The following is a 23,248-nucleotide window of genomic DNA, read 5'->3' as shown; positions in this document are numbered from 1 at the left end:
GGCCGGACGGGGGCTCCCACTGCTGGCTGCGACTGCGAAACGTACGACGGGGTGGAGCGGTCGGATCAGTAGACGCTCACTCCGTACGCGCTGAGCGCCTCGGTCACCGGCTGGAAGAACGTGGTGCCGCCGGAGGAGCAGTTGCCGCTGCCGCCGGACGTGAGGCCGTAGGCCTTGGTGCCGCCGTAGAGCGGGCCGCCGGAGTCGCCGGGCTCGGCGCAGACCGTGGTCTGGATGAGGCCGGAGACGATGTCGCCGCCGCCGTAGTTCACGGTGGCGTTGAGCGCGGTGACCCGGCCGCTGTGCGTGCCGGTGGTGGAGCCGCGCCGGTACACGGTCGTCCCCACGGAGGGGGTCGCCGCGCTCGTGATGTCCTGGCTGCCCACGGTGCCGGAGGGCGTGGAGACCCCGCTCGCGTACTTGACGATGCCGTAGTCGTTGCCGGGGAAGCTGGACCCGGCGGTGGAGCCGAGGGTCGAGGTGTGCGAGGAGTTGGACCACCAGGTTCCGGCGCCGTCGGTGCAGTGACCGGCGGTCAGGAAGTAGTAGGCCCCGGCGCTGTTGCGGACGTTGAAGCCGAGGGAGCAGCGCCAGCTGCTCGCGTAGATGGCGTCGCCGCCGGAGAGCAGCTTCTTGAAGGTGCCCGCCGTGCGCTCGATCTTGAGGGCGCCCGCGGTGTCGCCGGCCTCCTTCTTGATCTTGCTGATCTCGGCCTGCGAGACCGTGCTGTCGACGGTGACGACGACCTGTTTGGTCTTGGAGTCGACGGCCCAGGCGGTTCCGGCGACATCCGCGGAGCGGACGGCGTCACGGGTCTGGGTGAGTTCGGCGGCGCTGAACGTCTGCGATGCGTCGGACGCGTTGGCGGAGGGGATCGCGAATGCTGCCACGGCGAGCAGACCGGAGCCGACGGCGATCAGCCGGGTCGATCTGGTTCTGCCGCTGCGGGGGGTGCTGCGCTTGATCCTCACTGCTCGTTCCTCCCGTAGGAAGTCGGGGGCCCTCGTGGGGTGGGGCCCGTGAGGCGCAGTCAGGATCACGACGTTCGTCCGGATTCCGAACACGTCGTGCTCCTGACAATCGCTGACGGGAGTATTCGCCGGTCGAACCGCCGCGCACAAGAGGGCCTTTGAGACTTCCCTCGTTTCTTCGCAATCGCCTCCGCCCCGCCGGAGGAGGAGCGGGGCGGAGGCGCTCGCGGTTCACAGGCTCTCAGCGGGACAGCGCCGGCATCCGCCGCGGCCGGGTGCGCACCCCGATCACCTGGTCCATCAGCGCACCGAGCACATCCCGCACGGAGGTCCGGGTGCGCGCGTCGCACTCGACGACCGGCACCTCGTCCCCGATCCCCAGCGCCTCACGAATCTCGCCGATCTCGAACCGTTCGGCGCCCTCGAACCGGTTCACGGCGAGCACGAACGGCGCCCCCTGCGCCTCGAAGTAGTCGAGCGCGGGGAAGCAGTCCTCGATGCGCCGGGTGTCGACGAGCACCACGGTGCCGAGCGCGCCCTCCACCAGGTCGTCCCAGAGGAACGAGAACCGGTCCTGCCCGGGCGTACCGAACAGGTACAGCGCGAGGGTCGGATCGAGCGTGATGCGGCCGAAGTCGAGGGCCACGGTGGTCGTGGTCTTGTCCTCCACCCCGGCGAGCGAGTCGACGCCCACCGAGACCTGGGTGATGGAGGCCTCGGTGTCCAGCGGTTCGATCTCCGACACCGCCCCGATGAACGTGGTCTTGCCGACGCCCAGACCTCCGCTGACCACGATCTTCACGGCCAGCGGGGCGATGCGTTCAGAGCGCCCTGACATGGTCCCTGATCCTTTCGAGGGTGTGGAGCGGCAGCTCCGCGGGTTGCGAGCACGACAGGCGTCCGCCGACGACGAGGTCGGCCACGAGCACCTTGGCGACTCCGAGCGGAACCCCCACCGCCTCCGCGATGTGCGCGACGGTGGTGGGTTCCTGGCACAGCGCCACGATGCGCTGGTGCTCGAACGCGAGCGGCGCGGCCCCCTCCGCCGCGTCGAGCGCGACGACGAGGGTCTCCAGGCGCAGATCGGCCTGCGCGGGCAGGGAGCGCCCGCCGGTGATGATGAAGGGGCGGACGAACTGGCCGTCCTCCGCCTCCTGTTCCTGCGACGGCTCACTCATCGCGGCAGCGTCTCCCGCAGGTCGGCGATGAGCGCCGGGGTCAGGAGGTCTCCCGCCCGTTCGGCGAGAACGGCCATCTCGTAGCCCACGAGGCCGAGTTCACCGCTGCTGTCGGCGAGTACGCCGAGGCAGCTGCCGTCGCGGATCGCCGAGACGAGCAGGAAGCCGCGCCCCATCTCGATCATGATGAGTTTCACGCCGTCGAAGCTGTACCGCTTCGAGGCGCTGCGCGCGAGGCTGGACAGGCCCGACACGATCGCGGCGAGACGGTCCGCCTCGGTGCGGTCGAGCCCGTCCGACACCGCGATGAGCAGCCCGTCGGAGGAGACGGCGACGGCGTCGCGGACGCCGTCGGTGTTGCGGACGAAGTTGGCGAGCAACCAGTTGAAGGTCTGCGATTCGCCCCGCGTGTCGACGGTGGTCACTTGGTGTCGCCCTGCCCTTCGGCGCCGTCCCCGGCCTCGGTCCTCTGCTGTGCGCCGGCCTTCTCCCGGGCCGCGCGCTCCCTCTCGACGCTGATGGAGCCGCGCAGGTGCGCGCTGCGCAGGCCCGACAGCATCCCGGACACCCCCTCGGGGGTGCGCTCGGCGGCGGGCGCCTCGGGTGCGGGCCGCGTCGACGGTCCCGTCTCGTGCACCGCCTTCGAGATGGCACTCCGCTGCGGCCGCTTGACCAGGCCGTTACGGGTACGGGAGGCGGAGGACGCGGAGGACGCAGTACCGGAGTGCGCCGTACGCGGTGCGGCCTCGGCGCCGACCGCGGCAGGCGCCGGCACCTCCTTGCGCGGGACGGGCACCTTGGCCGGCTCCGCGGGGGCCCGCCCGGGCTCCCGGCCGGACTCCACGGCAGGCTTCGCGGGCCGGTCCGTCGTGGCCTCGGCCTCGGTGAGCAGCCCCGCGGGCACCAGCACCCGGGCCACCACACCGGCGGCGGGCGCCTCGCCGAGCCGCACCTCGATGCCGCACTTGCGGGCGAGGGCGCCGACCACGAAGTGGCCGAGGAACCGGGTGGGTTCGGCCATGAAGCTGGCGTTGCCCGACAGCCGGACGTTGGCCTCGGCGAGGGACTTGGTGTCCATGCCGAGCCCGTGGTCGACGATGGCGACGAGGTAGCCCTCGCTGGTGCGCCGCCCCTCGATCTCGACGTCGGAGTCCGGCGGCGAGAAGGTCAGCGCGTTCTCCACCAGCTCCGCGAGCAGATGCGAGAGTTCGGCGACGACGGAACCGGAGATGCGGGCGGGCTCGACGCGCCGCAGGGTGACCCGCCGGTACTCCTCGACCTCGGAGAGCGAGGCCCGCAGCACGTCCGTGACGGACAGCGGGGTCGACCAGGTGCGCGGGCTCGACTCCCCCGCGAGCACGAGCAGGGATTCGGCGTTGCGGCGCATACGGGTGGCCAGGTGGTCGAGCTCGAAGAGGTTGGCGAGGGTGTCGGGGTCGGCGTCCTGGTGCTCCAGCCTGTTGATGAAGCCGATCTGACGGCGCACCAGGTTCTGGTTCCGGCGTCCGAGGCTGACCAGCGAATCGGTGGCGTTGCGGCGCAGCACGGCCTGCTCGGTGGCGAGGTCGAACGCGACGTTCTGCACCCGGTCGAAGGCCTCGGCCACCTCACGGACCTCGGCGCCCGCCCGCAGGTCCGGGGTGAGCGGGGCGGGTGGCTCGGGCGCGGTGTCCCCCGCGGTCTGCACCGCGGCGACGGCCCGTGGCAGCCGCACCCCGGCCAGCTCCCGCGCCTGCTGGGCGAGCCCGGTGAGCGGCGCGGAGACGGAGCGTACGCAGTCGTGGGCGAGCGCGACGAGTGCGGCGAGGACGGCGAGCGCGAGGGCGACGAAGAGCAGCAGGTCGCGCTGGGCGGAACCCTCGAGCTCCGCGGCGCGGTGCTCGACGTCGGCGCCGATGGACACCTGCACGTCCCGCAGGCCGTCGATGGTCGACGTCATCGTGTCCCACCAGGCCGAGGGCGGTACGTCGCGGGGGCTGAGCCGGCCCGCGCCGTGGGCGGCGGTCGACTCGTACGACAGGGCGCGCTCGGCGTCGGGGGTGGCGAGAGCCGCGTCCAGGCGGCGTTCCTGAGCGGCGGTCGCGGTGCGCGGGAACGCTTCGAGGGCGGCGAGCCGACCGGAGCGGATCTCCATGAAAGTGCTGTAGTCGTCGCCGCGGAAGTGTCCTCCGGCCCGCACGGAGCCGAGCACGATGGCCCGCTCCTGCCCCATGAACTCCTTGGCGCGGCCGAGGCCCTGGAGCGACTGATACGCGTCGCGCAGCGGCCCGTCGGCCACGTCGTCGAGGCCCCGGCCGAGCCCCGCCAGTTCGGCGATGGTGTGCGTGAAGTACTCGAAGGTGGGCTTGACCTGCCCGGAGCCGTCGTCCGCGCTCTTGCGGATGCCGGCGAGCGAGTCGAGTCGCCCGAGCGCGTCGTGGGCGGCGGCAGAGGTGCCGCGCTTCTCGTACGCGTCCTGGAGTGCGACGCGCGCGGTGTCGGTGGCCTTGCGCTGGGCGGGCAGCTTGGCGCTGAACTGCCGCACCCCGCCGACGTAACCGGTGGTGAGGCCGCGCTCCTTCTGGAGTTCGTGGACGAGTCCCTGGAGGGTGACTTCGAGGCGGGCGTCGGCGGCGGTCGCGGAGGCGCTGCGGTAGCCGGAGATCTGCTCGGCCGCGAAGAAGCCGAGGAGGGCGAGGAGGACGGCGGTGGCCAGGGCGAGGATGCGCAGGAGTCGTGTGCGAATGGTTCTGGGTCGGGCTGAGGCGGTGACGGATGCCGTCACCGACGAGACGAGGTCCACAGAAATGCCTTATGGAGAGGGCCAGTTGACGGTGCGGAAACGGTGCTTCCCGCGCCGGGCCAACGAGCCCTCGAAGACCCCGGTCACCGGATCAGATGATGGTTTTACGTTCCGGAAACAGCGCCGCGGAAGGCGCGCAGGTGACCCCGCGTCACACGTTCGGGCCACCCCGGAGCCGTATACAGGGCCAGCGCCTCACAGCCCGCAGTCACAGCACGAGCAGCAGTCACAGCAGTCGCATCCGTCGCCGTCGCAGCAGCAGTCGCACCCGTCACAGCCGTCGCAGCCCCGGCAGGCACCCTCGCGCTTCTTCCCCGACCACGGCCCGTGGAACTCCTCGGCGCAGCACACCTGACAGGTGCAGAAAAGGCCCGCGGCGACGGCGCATCCGGCGAAGAGACCCCGCTTCCTGCCCTGGCTCGGCGGCTCCGGAGGCGCCCCGCCCGGGTGCCCACCGGGCGCGCCGGGGTCCGCGCCCGGATCCGCGCCCGGCTCCGTGGTGGTCCCGAACGCCCGGTCCACCGAGCGGCCCAGCTCGTGCGCGAGCAGCAGGTGCGCCAGCTTGCCGTCCACGAACTCGACGTCGCGCAGGGCGAGCCGGACACCGTGCAGGGCGTCGTCGGCCAGGCGCCGCGCCTCGTCGAGCGGCGTGCCGGTCGCGGTGAGCGGGTTCCAGGCCCCCGAGGCGGCATCGGCCTCCCGGTCCTCGACGGCGTCAAGCAGATGCGCGAGCCGCCCGAACAACCGGCCGACCTCGGCCAGCGGCTCGGCGTTCGCGGGGCGTCCGGCGAGCGTCGCGGTGTGCGCGAAGGCGGCAGCCGTCGCGGTCTCGGTCGGCTCGGTCACCGCGAGCACGCTGCTGCCGGGCCCGGCGAGCGCCTCGACCCCGGCCTGCCGCTCGACGGCGTCGACCAGGACCGCCGTGTCGAACCCGACGTCAGATCCCGTACGGGCCCCCGCCCTTGTCCAGCCCGCGGCGACCTTCCGCGCGGCCATGGCCACCGGCCTGCGCGCGAAAAGACCGTCCCGGTCCTCGACGTGGTCGCGCACCTTCGCCGAGGCGAGCACCAGGGAGACGGCCGCGGCGAGCCGCGCGCCCTCGCCCTGGGCGACGGAGGCGCCCCGCATGCCGCGCAGCGGGCACGGACCGGCCTGCCGCCGCCACGCGCCGCCCGCGCCCGCCTTCTCGCTCTGAGCCTCCGTCAGAACCGAGATGAGCAGACCGTCGTAATTGGTGACGACACGGGCGAACTGCCCGTGGTCACCGCGCAGTGCCAGACACAGCCCGCAGAGGTGCGCCATCCACTGGGTTCTGAGGCTCTCGCCGAGCCGATGAGAGCAGGGTCGAACCATGCCGAACAAGAAGACTCCCCCGTACACCGAATGACGGCCCGTCAACTCGGGCGGCCGTCCCCGGCATCGTATCGAGCCCTTGCGCGAGCCTCCCGTTCACCCGTACGCACCGAAGGTCACCCATACGCCGTGAAGAATCATATTTCACTCACCATCAGCAGCCGTATCCCGTACAACCCTTGGGAACTGGGGGACAACGTCACGCAGACTGTGCACCAGTACCGTCACGAAACCCCCGCGCGGCGCCTATCCCCTTGGCGCCGCATCTGCATCATGGACGAACATTGGGGATGCACGACATGCGGAACGCAGAGGAACCGCTGTGAGAGGAGGCGTCCATGGGATCGGTGCGCAAGGCGAGTGCCTGGCTTGGCCTCGTCGACGACAACGATGAAGAGCGTTACTACGACGACGACTACGACGAGGGGCCCGAGCCCGCCGCCACCGGCGACGCAGCCTGGGTCACCGACCCGCGCGTGAAGGTCGCCTCCGAGGAGGCCCAGGAGAAGGGCCGCCGGATCGGCACGGTGACCCCCGACACCTTCCGGGACGCGCGGCGCATCGGGGAGATGTTCCGGGACGGGGTCCCGGTCATCATGAACCTCACGTCGATGGAGCCGGCCGACGCCAAGCGCGTGGTGGACTTCGCGGCGGGGCTGATCTTCGGCCTGAGGGGTTCGATCGACCGGGTCGCCACCCGGGTGTTCCTGCTGAGCCCCGCGGACACGCAGATCGTCTCGGGCCGTGACACCAAGGCCCCGACGGACGGTTTCTTCAATCAGAGCTGAGCGGTTCGGGGGTCTCCCCCGAACCGCGTCACGCGGCCGAGGACGCCGAGGATTCGGTCTGTGACGAAGCCCGCCGCGGCGCCGCCACGTCCGCGTCGTCCGCCGCGGGTGCCTCGCACTCCATCCGCTTGGGCAGCCGCAGCGCGGCGAGCGCCCCGAGGAAGAGCAGGACCGCGCTGACGACCAGCGTGACGTGCAGGCCGTGCACGAAGGCCGCGCGCGCGGCCTCCCGCAGCGCGTCCCCCGCCGCGCCCCCGAGCCGCGCGGCGATCTGGTACGCCTCCCCCAGCGAGTGCCCCGCGGCGGTCGACGTGCCGTCGGAGACCCCCGGCACATTGCCGAGACCGGGCGCGTACGCCGCGTTCATGACGGAGCCGAGCAGCGCGATGCCCATGCCGGCGCCCAGCTGGTACGAGGTCTCGCCGATCGCGGCCGCGCCGCCCGCGTCGTCCGCGGGCGCCTCCGTGAGCATCGACTCGTAGGCCCCGAACAGCGTGGTCTGGAAGCCGAAGCCGAGCAGGACGAAGCCGAAGCCGAGCAGCCACGGCTTGTCCTGCTCGCCCATCGCGCAGAGCATCAGCACGGCGCAGGCGGTCAGCGCGAAGCCGGACGACACCATGGCGCGCGGCCCGAAGCGGCGCAGGTTCCCGGAACCGATGATGCCCGCGGTCATCGCGGCGAAGGTCAGCGGCAGCATCCGCAGGCCGGTCTCGAGAGGGCTGAGGCCGAGCACCAGCTGGAGGTACTGGACCGCGATCAGCTCCAGGCCGACGAGGGCGAGCATCGCGATGACGATGCAGCCGACGGAGGTGGAGAACGCGACCCGCGAGAACAGCTTCATGTCGATGAGCGGGTGCTCGCGGCGGCGCTGGCGGCGCACGAAGAGGAAGAGCAGCACGACGCCGACGACGAACGGCAGCACGGCCTCCGCGTCGAGCAGATCGCGCTTGGTGCCGAGTTCCTTGATGCCGTAGACGACGCCGAGCACACCGAGCGCGGCGAGCAGCGCGCCGAACAGGTCCCACGGACCGTCGCTGCGCCCCTTGGACTCGGGCACGAGGACCCGGCACAGCGGCAGCATGATCAGCATCAGCGGGATGTTGATGAGGAAGACGGAGCCCCACCAGAAGTGCTCGACGAGGAAGCCGCCGAGCACGGGCCCGGTGGCGGCGCCGACCGCGGCGACCGCGGTCCACACGCCGATCGCGACGGCCCGCTCGTGCCGGTCGGGGAAGACGTCGCGCAGGATCGAGAGCGTCGCGGGCATGATCATCGCGCCGCCGATGCCGAGGATCGCGCGGGCCACGATGAGCACCTGCGCGGTGTCCGAGAACACGGCGAGCGCGGAGGCCGCGCCGAACAGGGCGTAGCCGAGCAGCAGGATCTTGCGGCGGCCGACTCTGTCGCCGAGCGTGCCGAACAGGATCAGCAGCGAGGCGCACACCAACGGGTACGCGTCGCCGATCCACAGGAGCTCGACGGAGGTCGGCTTGAGGTCCTCGGTGACCGCGGGCAGCGCGACGTAGAGGATGGTCGAGTCGAGGGCGACCAGAAGAAGGCTTGTGCACAGGACGACGAGGACGACCCAGCGGTGGGGTCGGGCGCCCATTGCGGCCAGGCGCCCGAGCGCGCGCCCGGAGGCCGTGTTCGTCCCGGACATGTGCGTACCTCCCAGTGGTCCTCGCGTTCGGCGGTTCCCAGGACAGGGGATGCCATAGGCGTTGTCTGGGTTCCGGCTCGGGAGGAGCGGTCTCCCGGCCCCGCGGCGACAAGGCGAGTAAGCCGTCAGCGTACGCGAGTTCTCGCCAATGACACGTGGCGGACCTCTCAAGGCCGCCGCACGCGGGTGTGGCGTGCACCACTCCTGGGGCGGGGACCTGCTGGTGGGGCGGACGGGACGAACGCCGATAATCGGGGCCGTGACGGACGTGGACCAACGACATCGACCCTCGCCGCGGCACGCCGCGCCCGCCCTGCTGGGATACGCCGCGGTGCGGGCGCTCGGCCTGCTCGTGCTCGCCGTGTGGAGCGCGGCGAACGGCAAGAGCGCGCACACGCTGCTCACGGCCCGCTGGGACTCGCTCTGGTACACGCGGGTCGCCGAGCACGGCTACGGCTGGTCGGTGACGCTGCCCGACGGCACCGTGCACTCGAACCTCGCGTTCTTTCCGCTGCTTCCGTGGCTCGAACGTTTCGTCTCGGCGGTCAGCCCGCTGTCGTACCCGGACGCGGGTCTCGTGGTGAGCCTGCTCGCCTCGCTCGCGGCGGCGTGGGGGATCTTCGCCGTCGGTGATCTGCTGCACGGGCGGACAGCCGGGATCTGGCTCGCCGTGCTGTGGGGTGCGCTGCCCGTCGGGATCGTGACGTCGATGGCGTACAGCGAGGCGCTGTTCACGGCGCTCGCGGCGTGGGGCCTGTACGCGGTGCTGCGCCGGCACTGGGTGCTCGCGGGGCTGCTCGCCTCGCTCGCGGGCCTGACCCGGCCGATCGGGGCGGCGGTCGTGGCGGCGGTGTGGGTGGCGGCGGCGCTGTGGATCGCGCGGGAACGGCGGGCGACGTGGCGGCTGCTGCTCGGGGTGCTGCTCGCGCCGCTGGGCGCCGCGGCGTACGTGCTGTGGGTCGGGCGGCGGACCGGTGGCGGACTCTTCGGCTATCTCGACGTGCAGGCGCAGTGGGGCAACGGCTTCGACGGGGGCGCGGCCTTCGCCGGGTTCGTCGCCGACCGGTTCACCTCGCCGCTGGGCGCACTGGCCGGAGTCGGTCTGATCGTCGGGGTCGCGCTGGTGATCTGGCTGTATGTCGCCGGGGTACGGGGGCACCAGCCGGTGCCGGTGCTCGTCTACACGGGCATCGTGGTCGTGCTCGCCCTGTGCGCCTCGGGGTACTTCGGCTCGAAGCCGCGGCTGCTGCTGCCCGCCTTCCCGCTGCTGCTGCCGCTCGCGACGGCACTCGCCGGATGGCGTACGAGCAGGTCGGCGTGGGCGGTCGGCGGTCTCGCAGCGTTGTCGGCGGCCTACGGAGCGTTCTGGCTGAACGGGTCGGGCCCGCCGTGAGCGGTGAGTGAACGGCCAATTCCGCACGGGTATCAGGTGAACGCATTCATAAGCGTCATATAATGAGCAGCGGAAACGATCTTTGAATTCGGGAATCACCCCTTCCGGACAGCCGAAATCATGGGAATATTCGGCCACCTGAGATCAATCCCACATCACATCGTCATCACAAAGCCCCTGATTCGCGTCGGTCCACCTCGCGGTCGCTGTAGCGTCGATTGGGTGCGTACCGAACGAAACCTGACCCGCCGTGTGGAGCGGGTCTTCGCCAGGCTCGATCGCGAGCCCGAACGACCGACCCATGTGGACATGCCCCACATGAGCCGGCACCGGGTCGTGCTCTTCGGGCTGACCCTGTCCTTCTACCTCACGATCGTCGTGGCGGTGCTCACCACGTCATGGCTGGTGGCGGTGGACTGGCAGGTCATGTTCTTCCGGCCGTACCAGCAGTGGCCCGACATCCACGCCTTCCTCGACTACTGGGTCGTCCTCGGCCAGCGCGGCCCGACGGCGGTCATGGTGACGGCATGGCTGGGCTGGCGCTCGTGGCGGCAGCACACGCTGCGGCCGCTGCTGATGTTCGGTACGGCGCTGCTGCTGCTCAACGTGACGGTGGGCGCCGCCAAGTACGGCATGGGCCGTGCGGGGCCGCACTACGCCACGACCATCGGGTCGAGCGAGATGTGGCAGGGCGGCGACATATTTCCCTCGGGCCACACCGCGAACGCGGTGGTCACCTGGGGCATCCTCGCCTACCTCGCCTCCACCCCGCGGGCCAGGCGCTGGCTGTCCGCGGTCTCCGCCGTGATCTCCCTGAGCGTCGGCCTGACCACGGTCTACCTCGGTACGCACTGGCTGAGCGACGTGCTGCTCGGCTGGGCCGCGGGCCTGCTCATCCTGCTCGCGCTGCCCTGGTTCGAGCCGCTGGTGGCCCGCGCCGAGGCGTGGATCTTCGCGGTCCGCGACCGCCTGCGCGGCCGCAGCTCCGACGCCCGGCTGCCACAGCCGGAGTCCGAGCCCGTGCCGGTTCCCGCGATGACCACGACCCATACGCGCGAGTCCGTCGGCACCACCAGGACGAGCCGCCAGCTGCTCCCGCAGGGCCCGCACACCCCGCGCGGCGAGCGCACGCCGATCACCCCGGCGGGGAGCCGCCGCCCGGCCACGGAGAGACTCACGCGCGGGACGCCGTCGACCAGAACGGTGTCCTAGCGCACCACAGACGGCGGGGCCCGGTACGCACAGCCAAGCCCCGCACCACGAAGGCCCCCGAACCTCTTGCGGGTTCGGGGGCCTTCGCACGCCTCAGGGGCCTCAGCCCTTCCAGCAGCGCGTCACTCTTCCGTCCGTGATCTCGAGGTTCAGCCGGCCTGTCATGTACTCCATGGTGATGATCGCGCCGGGCGGCAGCTGCCTCACGGAGGTCCAGCCGCGGCCACGGGCCTGCGACTCGGCGGCCTCCGCTTCGAGGCCGAGATACGCGTCCGGATTGTCCTGCGGCTCGGTCGGCGGGGTGGGAATGGGTGCCATGCCGCCACCGTAGGCCGCGCGTCACACTTTTGTCACAAGATCACGACAGTTGGCTATTCGGAGTTCCTCACACGTTCGAGGGTTTTCTGCTTCTTACTCGCTTCCTACTTTCGCTTTCTCTGTGCGGCGCGGGGGAATTGCCGCGGCCCGCGCGCAATTCCCCCGCGCATTCCGAATCCGGTGGCGGCGCCGACGAGTTGAGGCCGTCCGGGAATTGTCTGTCCATGCCAGAAACAGGGGTACGCCCTCTGTCGCGGCGGGTGCCACGCGAGCATCATGTCCTTCAGTCCGCAGCAGGCCCGAGGCGCGCAGCAGAACAGCGAGGGGGCAAGCGATGGGAACGACCGGAGTGCAGGCCGGGCCTGCGACGGTGGGGGCGCCGCGCGAGCGACGCCCGGGCCGGATCGTCGTGGACTGGCTGACCACGACCGACCACAAGAAGATCGGTCACCTCTACCTGATCACGTCGTTCGGCTTCTTCCTGATCGGCGGGGTCATGGCCCTGCTCATGCGGGCCGAACTGGCCCGCCCCGGCCTACAGGTGCTCTCCAACGAGGAGTACAACCAGCTGTTCACGATGCACGGCACGATCATGCTGCTGCTGTTCGCGACGCCGACCTTCGCCGGCTTCGCCAACGAGATCATGCCGTTGCAGATCGGCTCGCCCGACGTCGCGTTCCCGCGCCTCAACATGTTCTCGTACTGGCTGTTCCTCTTCGGCGGCCTGATCGTGCTCGGTTCGCTGATCGTGCCGGGCGGGGCCGCGGACTTCGGCTGGTTCGCGTACGCGCCGCTGAACAGCCTGACCCGCTCCCCCGGCGTCGGCGCCGACCTGTGGATCATGGGGCTCGCACTCGCCGGGTTCGGCACGATCCTCGGCTCGGTGAACTTCCTGACCACGATCATCGGGATGCGGGCGCCCGGCATGACGATGTTCCGGATGCCGATCTTCACGTGGAACACGCTGTTCACGTCGATCCTGGTGCTGCTCGCGTTCCCGGTGCTCGCCGCCGCGCTGCTCTGCCTGGAGGCGGACCGGCGGTTCGGGTCCGTGGTGTTCGAGGCCCAGTACGGAGGCGCGCTGCTGTGGCAGCACCTCTTCTGGTTCTTCGGGCATCCGGAGGTCTACATCATCGCGCTGCCCTTCTTCGGGATCATCAGCGAGATCCTGCCGGTCTTCAGCCGCAAGCCGATCTGGGGCTACACGATGCTGGTCGGCGCGACGATGGCGATCACGGGCCTGTCGGTGGTCGTGTGGGCGCACCACATGTTCGCGACGGGCGGGGTGCTGCTGCCCTTCTTCTCGTTCATGTCGTTCCTGATCGCGGTGCCGACGGGCGTGAAGTTCTTCAACTGGACCGGGACGATGCTGAAGGGCTCGCTGTCCTTCGAGACGCCGATGCTGTGGTCGGTCGGCTTCCTGACCACGTTCCTGTTCGGCGGCCTGACCGGCGTCATCCTCGCCTCGCCGCCGATGGACTTCCACGTCACCGACTCGTACTTCGTGGTGGCGCACTTCCACTACGTGGTGTTCGGCACGGTCGTCTTCGCGACCTTCGCCGGCTTCTACTTCTGGTGGCCCAAGCTCACGGGGAAGCTGCTCGACGAACGGCTCGGGAAGATCCACTTCTGGACGCTGTTCGTCGGCTTCCACACGACGTTCCTGGTCCAGCACTGGCTGGGCGCGGAGGGCATGCCGCGCCGGTACGCGGACTATCTGTCGGCGGACGGCTTCACGGCGCTCAACACCGTCTCGTCGATCGGCGCGTTCCTGCTCGGCCTGTCCACGCTGCCGTTCCTCTACAACGTGTGGCGGACGACGAAGTACGGGGTGAAGGTCGAGGTCGACGACCCCTGGGGGTTCGGCAGGTCCCTGGAGTGGGCGACGGCCTGCCCGCCGCCGCGCCACAACTTCGTCACGCTGCCGAGGATCCGCTCGGAGTCCCCCGCGTTCGACCTGCACCACCCGGAGTTCGCGGCCTTCGAGGACCGGCCGCTGGAGCCCGGGAGGAAAAGCTAGCCAGGGCTCAGTCCTGGGCCGGTCCGACCTGCACGGAAAGGTCGTTGGCCCCCGTGTAGTAGGCCTCCGCGGTCAGTTCGCCGCGGCCCGCGACGGTCACCCGCACGGGCGGGTACGTGAAGATCGGCTTCTTGTCCGCGATGTCGTCGAGCAGCCGGGCGAGCCGTACCCGGGGGCCGTCGTCCCCCGAGGGCCGCAGCCACAGGTCCCAACGGCCCTCGCGCAGCTCGTCGTAGCCGATGCGGAGCGTGAACTGGGCTCCCTCCCAACCAAGTTCGCCGCGCAGTACGGGGCCGCGCTCCGCACGGGAGCGGATCTCCGCGTACGCCTTCGGCGTGAACTCGGCGCCGTAGATCCGCCCGTGCACGGTCAACTCGCCGTCGGCGATCAGCAGTTCCCCGGCCTCCGCGTGCGGCGCCCGGAGCCAGCTGCGCACGGAGAGGTTGCCGTGCTTGGTGGCGTACGGGATGCGTACGGCGACGTAGCCCCGCGAGCCGCTCGGTGCCCGGTCCACCAGGGAGCGCAGATCGTTGACGCCCGGCATGAGGCGCACCGGCTCGTCCCCCGCGACCTGCGCGTACGCGTCCCAGCGGCCCTCCGCGAGGGAGACGCTTATCGGCAGCGACGCACGAAGCCGCCCCTCGCCCGTCGGCGTGAGCGGCAGCCGCACCGTGTGCCCCGCGGCCCGGTCGACGAGCACCAGGTGGGCCGGGTCGGGCGACCCGTGGTCGGTGACGTCGAAGGTGAGCCCGCCGGCGGAGTCGGCGATGCAGTCGGCTCGGGGCGGCATGCGGACGCTCCTGTCGCTGTCTTCGGGGCACGGCGGGGGCGGGGCCGTGGGGGCTGTCATGCGGGGTGTCCCTTCCGCTGCGGTCTGAGGGCGTCGCGCACCGCGTAGGCGCCGCCGAGGAGCGAGCCGCGGGCCCGGTGCAGCAGGCCGAGAGACCCGCCGCGGCTGGTGAGCGAGCCGAACAGGTCCTCGTAGCGCTCGGCGATCCGTGCCGGGTCGAAGCGCTCGGAACCCTTGAGGGCGCGGGCGCTCATCTCCTGGCGCAGGGTGTCGTTGTTGATGAGTTCGAGCAGGCCGCCGGAGATGGCCTCGACGCTGCCGGTCTTGACGAGCCGGCCGTCCACGCCGTTCTCGATGATCTCGCCGGGGCCGTGCGGGCAGTCGGTGGAGACCACCGGAAGGCCGCAGCGCATCGCCTCGACGATCGTCATGCCGAAGGACTCGTAGGTCGAGGTCACGGCGGCGAGGGAACCTTTCGCCCACTCCGGCTCGATGGGGTGGGCGGGCCCCATGAGATAGACGTGGTTGTAGAGGCCGAGCTCGTCGATGAGCGTGCGCAGCTTGTCCTTCTGCTTGCCGCCGCCGTAGATGCGCAGCCGCCAGTCGGGCCGCTCGGCGCGCACCTGGTCGAAGGCGCGGACCAGCAGGTCGTAGCGCTTCACGGGCGCGAGCCTGCCGGCCGCGACGACCCACTTCCCGCTGCCGTCGGCGGGCGCGATGCCGGGCTGCGGGACCGGGTTGGGCATCGCCTCTATGCGCACACCGGGGAGCCGCAACTGCTCGCGGTAGGCGTACGCGTCGGCCTCCGTGGTCGTGGTGAGCGCGTCGAGGCGCGGGTAGATGCCGCGCAGTTCGCGGCGGAGCTCGGTGGAGTGCGTGCCGAGAGTGAGGTGCTCCTGACCGACGCGCAGCACTCCGCGCCGGGTGTCCCGGGCGAGGTGCACGTTCAGGCCCGGCCTGGTGCCGACGACGACGTCGGCATCCAGCGAGCCGAGGTGGTCGGCGATCCGCCGGTCGGTGAGCGCGCTGTACTGCTCGTACCGCCCCTCGCTGCGCGGGAAGACCGAGGCGGACCGCCGGAACTCCGGGTCGTCGCCCTCGTACCCCGGGGTGCCCTTGCGCAGGTCGACCAGGTGACGCACCCGCACGCGCGCGTCCGGCGCGAACACCGGCTCGTCCCGGTGCCGGAAGACGGACACGACCTCCACGTCGTGGTGGTCGGCAAGCGCGCTGGCAAGGTTGTACGTGGTGCGGATCGTCCCTCCGATCCCGTACGCATTGTGAATCAGGAAAGAAATCTGCATGCGCCCTCGTATCTGTCTGAACAGTCCGTCTTCTCCGCCTACCGGGTAGTTAGACGGAGATGACCTGGCGAGGGTTGTTCCTCATCGCCATCTTGTTCCTGAACAGATGCCGGATTGGTAGGTGTTTTCGGGAACCTTCTTGCCAAATCACCCATCAGGGGGTACGTCAGGGCTGGTAGGAGAGCTGCGGAACGTCAAAACAGGTGTGCGTCATGCCGCCGCCCTGGGTGACCCAGCCTTTCGCGTCGGTCCATCTCGCGACCGACAGGCACGTCTTTCGAGTTCTCGGCGGTTTCGTGTGCTTCGCGAACGTCACGGGAAGCAGCAGCCCATCGGCCGAGTACCGTACGCGGCGCTCCATGAAACGGTCGACGCACGCGCGCGTGACGGTGCGGCAGGAACGCGCGGCGTCCGTGAACCACATGGCGGCGGCCCAGCCCTCCAGCTGCCACTGGGAGTGCGTCCTCAGCCCCTTCGTCGCCTCCCGGAAGGCGCGCACCGCGGGATGCCCGGTGTCCTCGTAGTTGCGGCTCGCGCCGGTCGCCCACAGGGAGGCGCGGCAGTGCGGCGCGTCCTTGTAGGCGGTCCGGACGGTCGAGGTCCAGTTCTGTACGTTCGTGACCTTCGCGGTGACGCGGGCGCCTGCCCGGTCCATGGCCTCGCAGAGCCGTGCGTTGCCGTGCGCGTCGATGGCGTCGAAGACGAGATCGGCCTTCTCGTCCTTCAGATCGGCGGCCGCGGCCCGGAAATTGGGCAGCGCGAAGTCGAGCTGCTCGGTGACGACGCGGTAGCCCTCGGCCCTGAGCCCGCGCGTCACCAGCCGGGCGTACGCGGCCGAGGCGGCCTGGTTGTAGGAGACGACGGCGGCGGTGCGGGCGCCGTGCTCGCGCTTGAAGTAGCGGTAGACCTCGGTGCCGCCGTACAGCTTTCCGTCCCAGCCCGGCGTCCCCTCGCGCGGCGCGAGGCTGCCGTAGATCCCGTACAGGTGCGGATAGGTGTCGTAGGCGGCGCCGATCGGCTGGCCGCCGATGTCGGGCACGCGCGCGTGGGAGACGCGTTCCGCGCCCGCGTAGTCCAGCGCCGTGGTGGCCACGAGGGCGACGACCTTCTGCTCGTCGACGAGTTTGTGCACGCAGGAGGTGTTGCCGACGCCGCTGCCGCCGTCGTCGCACAGGTGCGCCTCGACGCGGCGCCCCTGGATGCCGCCCTGCCGGTTCAGCTTCCGGAAGTACGCCTGCGCGCCGTCGCGGGTGTCGGTGAAGGTGGCGCCGCCGACGGGGCTGGTGGCGCTGGTGATGATGCCGACGCGCAGCGGCGCGGTGGTCCGGGGCGCGGGCCCTGAGCGGTCCTCGAAGTCGCTCTCCGGCAGCCGGGAGCCGCAGGCCGCGACGGCCAGCAGGGCCAGGCCCGCCGCGAGGACGCCCAGCGCCTCAGCAGCCCGGCCCGGGCGACGCATTCCCGCTCAACTGCACCAGCGCGCACAGGGTGTTGACGGACACCTTCCAGGTGCCGCGCTGCTCGACGGACGTCCCCTTGGCGTCGGGCAGCACCGTCGCGCCCTTGAGGGCGAGGCCGTACGTCACATCGGCCGCGGTCGCCGAGGTGAAGGCGACCTTGGTGACGGTGGCCTCCACCTGGCCGCCGCGCTTGTCGCCGCTGAAGCCCTTCAGGACCGGGCGCATCCTGGCGCCGTCCTCCAGGACGGCCTCCTTGTCCTTCATCGACACCTTCGGGTCGAAGAACTTCTTCCAGTTGGTCCTGATCTCCTTCTCGGCGGCGGCCCGGTCGGCGGGCCCGCTGCCGCCGGGCCGCGCCGACGAGGGCTCCTCGCTCGTGGGTTCCTTGTTCGTGGGCTGCTTCGAGGCCGGCGTCGGCGGGGCGCTGTCGTCGCCGCCGCTGTCGTCGCCGCAGGCCGCCAGGGCGGGGCCGAGAACCAGGGCCAGGGCGAGGACGAGTGCCGCGCCCCGTCCGCGAGCCGCGCGAGATGTGCTCCCGAGAACCATCAGGCCACCACCGGGTGTCGGTCCGGGGACGGGGCCGGCGGGCTCGACGAGATCGAGGATGATGCGCCAACTGTCCCCGGAGCTTTCCGAGTTGGACTCCAGAAGGCATAGTGCAAGCGATCGGCGGACAAGGCCAGACACACGCGCGCACCAGTGGGGGCCGGCGATGCGGACTGCCCGACTACGAACTGTGCACCCGGCCCTGTGGGCGGGGCTCGCGGCGCTCGCCGTCGGCGCGGTGCTCTGCGTGATCGGCTGGTACGGCATGTCGGGCGAACGCTTCGCCGAGCGTCAGCTCCCCTATCTGGCCTCCTGCACGGTGCCGGGCGCGGCCCTGATCGTCGCGGGCGCGGTGCTCCTGACGCACGGCAAGGACATGCTCGCCGCTTCGCGCGTGGAGCGCCTCTACGAGCTGCTGGTCACGGCCGAGCCCGCGCCCGGGGAGACGGCTCCGGCGCCCCCGCTCGCCTCCAGCGGCCGACTGCTCATGGTGCCCGGCGGCACGCTGTGGCACCGCGCCGACTGCCCGCTCGTGGAGGGCAAGCCGCGGGCGGTGCCCGCGGACGCGGGCACGATCACGGAGGCGGGCCTGGGCCCGTGCCCCATCTGCGAACCACCCACCGGGAGTTGAGGAGCCGAGGTCGTGTCGTCCCTCAGTTACGACCTCACGCTCGCCGGACTCTCGGTGGGAGCGGCGGCGGCCCTCACCGGGATCGGCCTGATCGTCACCCACCGGGCGACGGGCGTCCTCAACTTCGCGCACGGCGCGGTCGCCATGCTCTGCGCCTATCTGCTGCGGCAGTTGGTGGTGGCGTGGAAGGTGCCGCTGTGGGTGGCCGCGGCTCTGGTGCTCCTGGTGGTGGCGCCGGGGGTCGGACTCGCCCTGGAACGCTGGGTGTTCAGGCCGCTGGCCCTCACAGGGAACGATCCGGCGCGCACCCTCGTGGCGTCCATCGGCGTGTTCGTCCTCCTGGTCGGCGCGGCGGCGCTGCTGTGGGGCACGGGTGCGCAGGAGGACGCGCCGACGCTGCTCCCCGGGGAGCCGTGGGGGCAGCTCGCGGCGGCCTGCGCGATCGGGGTCGCGGTGTGGGCGGTGACGCGCTGGACGCGGTTCGGCGGTGAGCTGCGGGCGGTCGTCGACAACCGTCCACTGGCCGTGCTCGGCGGGATCGACGCGGACCGCGTCGCGGCGGCGGGCTGGGCCTTCGGCACGTTCACGGCGGGTCTGACGGGGGTGCTGCTCGCCCCCTCCGTGCGCCTCGACCCGTACGGCCTGCCGTTGCTGGTGATGGAGGTCGTGGCGGTGGCGGTCGCGGCGGGCATGCGGCGGCTCGGGGTGGCGGTGGGGGCGGCGCTCGCGATCGGGGTCGCGCAGAGCCAGTTGACGCGGCTGCATCCGGGCGGCTGGGCCGAGCCGCTCGTCCAGGCGGTGGGGGCGAACCTGTTCGTGGTGGCGCTGCTGGTCGCGGCGCTCGCGCTGCCGGGCGTCGGCGGGAGGGGTGCGCTGCCGACGACGGTGACCCGCAGGACACGGGCCGCCCCGCGGGGTGCCTGGCTGGTGGCGGGGGTGCTGTTCCTGCTGCCGCTCGGGTTCGCGGGCTCGGACCTGCGGACGTCGATCCAGGTCCCGGCGCTGGCGCTGATCCTCCTCTCCTTGGTGGTGGTGACGGGAAGGGCGGGCCAACTCGCGCTGGGGCAAGGGGCATTCGCTGGCCTTGGAGCACTGTTCGCCGCGCTTCTGACGACGGGCCACTTCCCGGGCCTCCCCCAACTCCCCGGCCTGCTCGCCCTCTTGGCGGCCGTGGTGATGGTGGCACCACTCGGCCTGCTGACCGCCGCCCCCGCCATCGGGCGGCACGGTCTCGCCCTGGCGCTCGCGACGTTCGCGGTGGGGGTCGGGGTGAGCCGATTCGTGTTCGCGCAGCCGTACGCGACGTCGGGCCCCACTCCGTCGCGCCCCGCGGGCTTCGGCGACGACAGGGCGTTCTACGTCCTCGAACTCGCGCTGCTGCTCGGGGCATTGGCGGTCGTGGCGGCCCTGCGCCGGGGACGCGTGGGCCGGGCGCTCGCGGCGGTCCGGGACCACGAGGCGGGGGCCTCGGCGGCGGGGGTCGGGGTGCCGGGCCTCAAGGTCGCGGTGTTCGTGGTGGGGGCGGGACTCGCGGCACTGGGAGGCGGGCTCCTCACCCTCGGCCTGCGCTCCTTCGACCCGTCGGCGTACGACCCCGTGCGGGGCCTGCTGTGGTTCGCGGCGGTGGTGGTCCTGGGCGCGGACTCCCCGTTCGGCGCGCTCATCGGGGCGGGCCTCCTGGTGGGCCTGGACGCGGGGGCCCGGGGCGGGGTGGCCGCGCTGGTGATCGGCGTACTGGCGGTGCTGGTGGGCCGGATCTTCCAAGCCCCTGCGGCGATTGAGCCGGCCGTTAAAGCCCCGCCGGCGATTGAGGCGCGGGGTCCGGGGCAGAGCCCCGAGACGTGGGACCGGCCGACCGCAACAGAACACCAACCGAAACCCACCGCCCTCACCGCCACCGGCCTCACCGTCACCTACAACACCCACCCCGTCCTCCAGGACACCACCATCCGCCTCCGGAGTGGCACGGTCACCGCCATCGTGGGGCCCAACGGCGCAGGAAAAAGCACCCTGTTCCACTGTCTCGCCGGAACGATCCGGCCCGCCGCCGGCCGAATCCGGCTCGGCCCACGGGACATCACCCGCCTCCCCGCCCACACCCGCACCGGTCTCGGCATCGCCCGCACCTTCCAACAGCTGGTCGTCTTCCCCTCGTTGACCGTGGCCGAGAACATCCGGGTCGGCGCCGAGCAGGGCCGCGTACGGGACCCGGCGGCCGTGGAGCGGATGACGCGGCTGTTCGGCCTGCGGGGCGGGCAGGAGACGGACGGGCTGCCCACCGGAACGTTGCGCCGGGTCGAACTGGCCCGCGCGCTGGCCGGCGACCCGCACGTACTCCTGCTCGACGAACCGACCGCCGGGCTCGACCCCGCCGAGGTCGCCGCCCTCGCCCGCCTGCTGGGGGCGCTCGCCGCCGACGGCGTCGCCGTGCTCGTCGTCGAGCACGACCTGGACCTCGTCGCCGAACTCGCGGACACCGTGCACGTGATGGCGGCTGGCCGCATCGTGAGCTCGGGCGCCCCGGACTCCGTCCTCGAACGCGCCCCGGAGCCCTCATGACGTCCACCTCGGGCGGCGGCATCCAGCTGCGCGACGCCCGCGTCCGCTACGGCCCCCTGGAAGCGCTGCACGGCGTCACCCTGGCCGCCCCCGCCCGCGCGCTCACCGTGCTGCTCGGGCCGAACGGCTCCGGCCGCAGCACCGCCCTGCGCGCCCTCGCCGGCACCGTGCGGCTCGCCGCCGGGTCCGTGATCTGGGACGGGGCCGACGTCACCCGGCACACCGCCCATGCCCGCGCGGCCGCGGGTCTGCGTTTCGTACCCGACCGGCAGGCCGTCTTCGCCGGGCTCACGGTCGCCGAGAACCTCCGCCTTGCCGCGCACGAACGGGACTTCGGCGCCGCCCTCGACGCCTACCCCGAGCTGCGCCCCCACCTCGCCCGCCGCGCCGGCACCCTCTCCGGCGGCGAGCAGCGGATGCTCGCCGTCTCGCGGGCCCTGGTCTCCCGCGCCCGCGTCGTCCTCGTCGACGAGCCCACCCAGGGCATGGCCCCGCCGGTCGCCGCCCGCACCTACGCCCTCCTGCGCGCGCTCGACGCCTGCGTGGTCCTCGCCGAACAGCGCCTGCCGCCCGGCCTGCGCGGGACGCCCGTATTCGTGTACGAACTCGGTCGCGGCGCGGTCGTCTTCCGGGGCGAGGCCACCGAGGACCCGCCGCACCGGCCGTCCCCGGTCAGCCCGACGAGCCCGTCGCCCCGTCGGCTCCCCCGGCTCGGGGATGACCAGCGTCGTCCCCTCGTCGAGCCGGTCCGGGTGCGGGCCGATCACGTCGCGGTTGGCCTTGTAGAGCGCCTGTGCGCCGCCCTGCACCTCGAAGCGCCGCGCGATGGATGCCAGCGTGTCGCCGCGCTGCACCACGTGGACGCGGCCCTTGAGCCCGTACCGCTTGGAGCAGACCGGCCACGCCTCCCAGCCCTGGGTGCGCAGCACCTCCTCCGCGACCTTGATCTGTTCGGCGCGGGTCGCGAGGTCGGCGCGCGGCGCGTACTGGAGGCCGCCGTGCTCCTCCCAGGTGGACTGCCGGAACTGGAGCCCCCCGTAGAAGGAGTTGCCGGTGTTCTCGTCCCAGTCGCCGCCACTCTCGCACTCCGCGAGGCAGGACCACGGCCACTCGGTCTTGGCGCAGTCGTGCGGTTCGGCGGCGTCCGCCCTCGCGGCGAGGGCCGGCAGCGCGGTCAGGGCGAGCAGCACGCCCAGCAGGGCCGCCGTCCACCGCCGCGGGCCGTGCGCCTTCGGAAACGTAGCGCTCAGGTGCATAGCGCGGACGCTAGGCAGCCGGCGCGCGGCCGCCCGTCGTGCCGCGCCGCGCCCGCCGTGCGGCCCCACCCGGTCGGCGGACCGGGCGGGGCCGCGTGGCGCACGTGCGGTCAGCGCAGCAGCAGCCGCTGTCCCGGCATGATCAGGTCCGGGTCGCCGCCGATCACCGCCCGGTTCGCGGCGTACAGGCGCTGCCAGGTGGTGCCGTGGGCGGCGGCGATGCGGCCGAGGGTGTCGCCGCCGCGGACGACGTAGCCGCCGCGCCGGGTGGCGCCGCGGTCGGTGTGGCCTGAAGTGCGCGGCTTCTGCGCGAGCTTGGGAGCCGGCTTCTGCGCGGCCTTGGGCGCCGCCTTCGGGGCCGCCTGGGGGGCCGACTGCACGCCCGGCGCGCTGCCGTACGCCCCGGCCCGTGCCGCACACGTGGGCCAGGCGCCCCAGCCCTGCGCGCGCTGCACCTTGGTGGCGACGGCGATCTGCTGCCCCTTGCTGGCCCGGTCGGCGGTCGCCGCGTAGGCCCCGCCGCCGTACGCGCGCCAGGTGCCCGCCGAGAACTGGAGGCCGCCGTAGTAGCCGTTCCCGGTGTTGGTGTGCCAGTTGCCGCCGCTCTCGCAGCGGGCGATGCGGTCCCAGACGCCGCCGTCCGCCGCTGGGGCGGGGCCGGCGAGGGCGAGGAGACCGAGTGGGGCGGCGAGGGCCACCCCGGCGAAGACCGCTGTCGTGCGAGCCGTTGTCGTGCGTGCCGTACGAATCGGCGCGGACATGAGAATCCCTCTCGTGGACTGCTCGTTGCGGACGGCGGTGGAATCTAGGCAGCCCACGACGGCCGCGGCAACCAACGGTCCGTCCCGCCAGGCCAGTTCGCCGTTACCCGGAGTATCGGCGATTTCAGGCCAACCGATAGATACAAGGATTTCAGTATTTGTCGACCTGTCGCCCCGATGATCTGTGACCCACTTCACCGACCCAACTTCCTTGGAAAACCAACAAGTTGGCGGGGAGTGACGGATTCCGGGCGGTCGTTCACGGTGTG

19 protein-coding genes and 2 pseudogenes are annotated in these 23,248 nt (G+C 71.8%); 7 read left to right on the top strand and 14 right to left on the bottom strand.

Annotated elements, in window-relative coordinates; translation table 11 throughout:
* Nucleotides 1-65: 65 nt before the first annotated feature.
* From ACNYS0_RS31425 to ACNYS0_RS31400, 6 genes are all read right to left on the bottom strand, one after another.
* The gene (locus tag ACNYS0_RS31425) at nt 66-971 is read right to left on the bottom strand and encodes a S1 family peptidase (protein WP_422478348.1); all 906 of its coding nucleotides are present in this window, start codon (nt 969-971) and stop codon (nt 66-68) included.
* A gap of 241 nt (nt 972-1,212) precedes the next feature.
* Nucleotides 1,213-1,809 carry a GTP-binding protein gene (locus ACNYS0_RS31420; RefSeq protein WP_422478346.1) on the bottom strand — a complete coding sequence of 199 codons (597 nt, stop codon included), beginning with the start codon at nt 1,807-1,809 and terminating at the stop codon, nt 1,213-1,215.
* Entirely contained in the window at nt 1,793-2,149 is a 357-nt protein-coding gene (locus ACNYS0_RS31415) for a DUF742 domain-containing protein (protein WP_422478344.1), read from the bottom strand. The genes ACNYS0_RS31420 and ACNYS0_RS31415 overlap by 17 nt, the downstream gene beginning before the upstream one ends.
* On the bottom strand, nt 2,146-2,574 hold the full coding sequence (locus ACNYS0_RS31410) for a roadblock/LC7 domain-containing protein (protein ID WP_422478342.1): 429 nt from the start codon (nt 2,572-2,574) through the stop codon (nt 2,146-2,148). The genes ACNYS0_RS31415 and ACNYS0_RS31410 overlap by 4 nt, the downstream gene beginning before the upstream one ends.
* The gene (locus tag ACNYS0_RS31405; RefSeq protein ID WP_422478340.1) at nt 2,571-4,931 is read right to left on the bottom strand and encodes a sensor histidine kinase; all 2,361 of its coding nucleotides are present in this window, start codon (nt 4,929-4,931) and stop codon (nt 2,571-2,573) included. The genes ACNYS0_RS31410 and ACNYS0_RS31405 overlap by 4 nt, the downstream gene beginning before the upstream one ends.
* Nucleotides 4,932-5,126: 195 nt before the next feature.
* Nucleotides 5,127-6,293: a DUF5685 family protein gene (locus tag ACNYS0_RS31400; RefSeq protein WP_422478338.1), complete on the bottom strand. Its 1,167-nt coding sequence runs from the start codon at nt 6,291-6,293 to the stop codon at nt 5,127-5,129.
* A 329-nt stretch (nt 6,294-6,622) separates the two neighbouring features.
* Between ACNYS0_RS31400 and ACNYS0_RS31395 the strand changes: the two genes are divergently transcribed.
* Nucleotides 6,623-7,072 (top strand): cell division protein SepF, encoded by a 450-nt coding sequence (locus ACNYS0_RS31395; protein ID WP_422478336.1) that lies wholly within the window; start codon nt 6,623-6,625, stop codon nt 7,070-7,072.
* 28 nt (nt 7,073-7,100) lie between these two features.
* Here ACNYS0_RS31395 and ACNYS0_RS31390 read toward each other — a convergent pair whose 3' ends face one another.
* Nucleotides 7,101-8,732 (bottom strand): MFS transporter, encoded by a 1,632-nt coding sequence (locus ACNYS0_RS31390; RefSeq protein WP_422478334.1) that lies wholly within the window; start codon nt 8,730-8,732, stop codon nt 7,101-7,103.
* A 259-nt stretch (nt 8,733-8,991) separates the two neighbouring features.
* Here ACNYS0_RS31390 and ACNYS0_RS31385 point away from each other — a divergent pair, with 259 nt between their 5' ends.
* Nucleotides 8,992-10,125, top strand: coding sequence for a hypothetical protein (locus ACNYS0_RS31385; RefSeq protein WP_422478332.1), 1,134 nt, complete (start codon nt 8,992-8,994; stop codon nt 10,123-10,125).
* A gap of 222 nt (nt 10,126-10,347) precedes the next feature.
* Nucleotides 10,348-11,337 carry a phosphatase PAP2 family protein gene (locus tag ACNYS0_RS31380; RefSeq protein WP_422478330.1) on the top strand — a complete coding sequence of 330 codons (990 nt, stop codon included), beginning with the start codon at nt 10,348-10,350 and terminating at the stop codon, nt 11,335-11,337.
* 102 nt (nt 11,338-11,439) lie between these two features.
* On the opposite strand, the gene ACNYS0_RS31375 is transcribed toward ACNYS0_RS31380, so the two are convergent.
* Nucleotides 11,440-11,655, bottom strand: coding sequence for an I78 family peptidase inhibitor (locus tag ACNYS0_RS31375; protein WP_422478328.1), 216 nt, complete (start codon nt 11,653-11,655; stop codon nt 11,440-11,442).
* A 334-nt stretch (nt 11,656-11,989) separates the two neighbouring features.
* Between ACNYS0_RS31375 and ctaD the strand changes: the two genes are divergently transcribed.
* Nucleotides 11,990-13,675 carry an aa3-type cytochrome oxidase subunit I gene (gene ctaD, locus ACNYS0_RS31370; protein WP_422478326.1) on the top strand — a complete coding sequence of 562 codons (1,686 nt, stop codon included), beginning with the start codon at nt 11,990-11,992 and terminating at the stop codon, nt 13,673-13,675.
* 7 nt (nt 13,676-13,682) lie between these two features.
* Here the strand turns inward: ctaD and ACNYS0_RS31365 are convergent, their stop codons facing one another.
* The 4 genes from ACNYS0_RS31365 to ACNYS0_RS31350 form a co-directional block, all read right to left on the bottom strand.
* On the bottom strand, nt 13,683-14,465 hold the full coding sequence (locus tag ACNYS0_RS31365) for a hypothetical protein (RefSeq protein WP_422478325.1): 783 nt from the start codon (nt 14,463-14,465) through the stop codon (nt 13,683-13,685).
* Between the two features lie 56 nt (nt 14,466-14,521).
* Nucleotides 14,522-15,769 (bottom strand): glycosyltransferase family 4 protein, encoded by a 1,248-nt coding sequence (locus tag ACNYS0_RS31360; protein WP_422478323.1) that lies wholly within the window; start codon nt 15,767-15,769, stop codon nt 14,522-14,524.
* A 166-nt stretch (nt 15,770-15,935) separates the two neighbouring features.
* Nucleotides 15,936-17,225, bottom strand: a complete 1,290-nt coding sequence (locus tag ACNYS0_RS31355) for an ABC transporter substrate-binding protein (protein ID WP_422478321.1) — start codon at nt 17,223-17,225, stop codon at nt 15,936-15,938.
* Nucleotides 17,200-17,772 carry an MTB12 C-terminal domain-containing protein gene (locus ACNYS0_RS31350; protein WP_422478319.1) on the bottom strand — a complete coding sequence of 191 codons (573 nt, stop codon included), beginning with the start codon at nt 17,770-17,772 and terminating at the stop codon, nt 17,200-17,202. Before ACNYS0_RS31350 ends, ACNYS0_RS31355 begins: the two co-directional genes overlap by 26 nt.
* 166 nt (nt 17,773-17,938) lie before the next feature.
* Here ACNYS0_RS31350 and ACNYS0_RS31345 point away from each other — a divergent pair, with 166 nt between their 5' ends.
* The 3 genes and pseudogenes from ACNYS0_RS31345 to ACNYS0_RS31335 form a co-directional block, all read left to right on the top strand.
* Entirely contained in the window at nt 17,939-18,403 is a 465-nt protein-coding gene (locus tag ACNYS0_RS31345) for a hypothetical protein (protein ID WP_422478317.1), read from the top strand.
* 12 nt (nt 18,404-18,415) lie between these two features.
* A complete protein-coding gene (locus tag ACNYS0_RS31340; RefSeq protein WP_422478315.1) occupies nt 18,416-20,962 on the top strand; it encodes an ABC transporter permease subunit in 2,547 nt (848 codons plus the stop codon).
* Nucleotides 20,959-21,609: pseudogene (locus ACNYS0_RS31335) on the top strand (ATP-binding cassette domain-containing protein); the annotation flags it as partial. The gene ACNYS0_RS31340 and the pseudogene ACNYS0_RS31335, both read left to right, overlap by 4 nt.
* Before the next feature lie 303 nt (nt 21,610-21,912).
* Here ACNYS0_RS31335 and ACNYS0_RS31330 read toward each other — a convergent pair.
* Nucleotides 21,913-22,218, bottom strand: a pseudogene (locus tag ACNYS0_RS31330) (transglycosylase family protein); the annotation flags it as partial.
* A 110-nt stretch (nt 22,219-22,328) separates the two neighbouring features.
* The gene (locus ACNYS0_RS31325; RefSeq protein WP_422478313.1) at nt 22,329-22,979 is read right to left on the bottom strand and encodes a LysM peptidoglycan-binding domain-containing protein; all 651 of its coding nucleotides are present in this window, start codon (nt 22,977-22,979) and stop codon (nt 22,329-22,331) included.
* Between the last annotated feature and the right edge of the window lie 269 nt (nt 22,980-23,248).

This window comes from Streptomyces anthophorae (assembly GCF_049310305.1).
In the GTDB taxonomy this organism is placed as follows: Bacteria; Actinomycetota; Actinomycetes; order Streptomycetales; family Streptomycetaceae; genus Streptomyces.
This window is presented reverse-complemented; position numbering and strand designations above follow the sequence as displayed.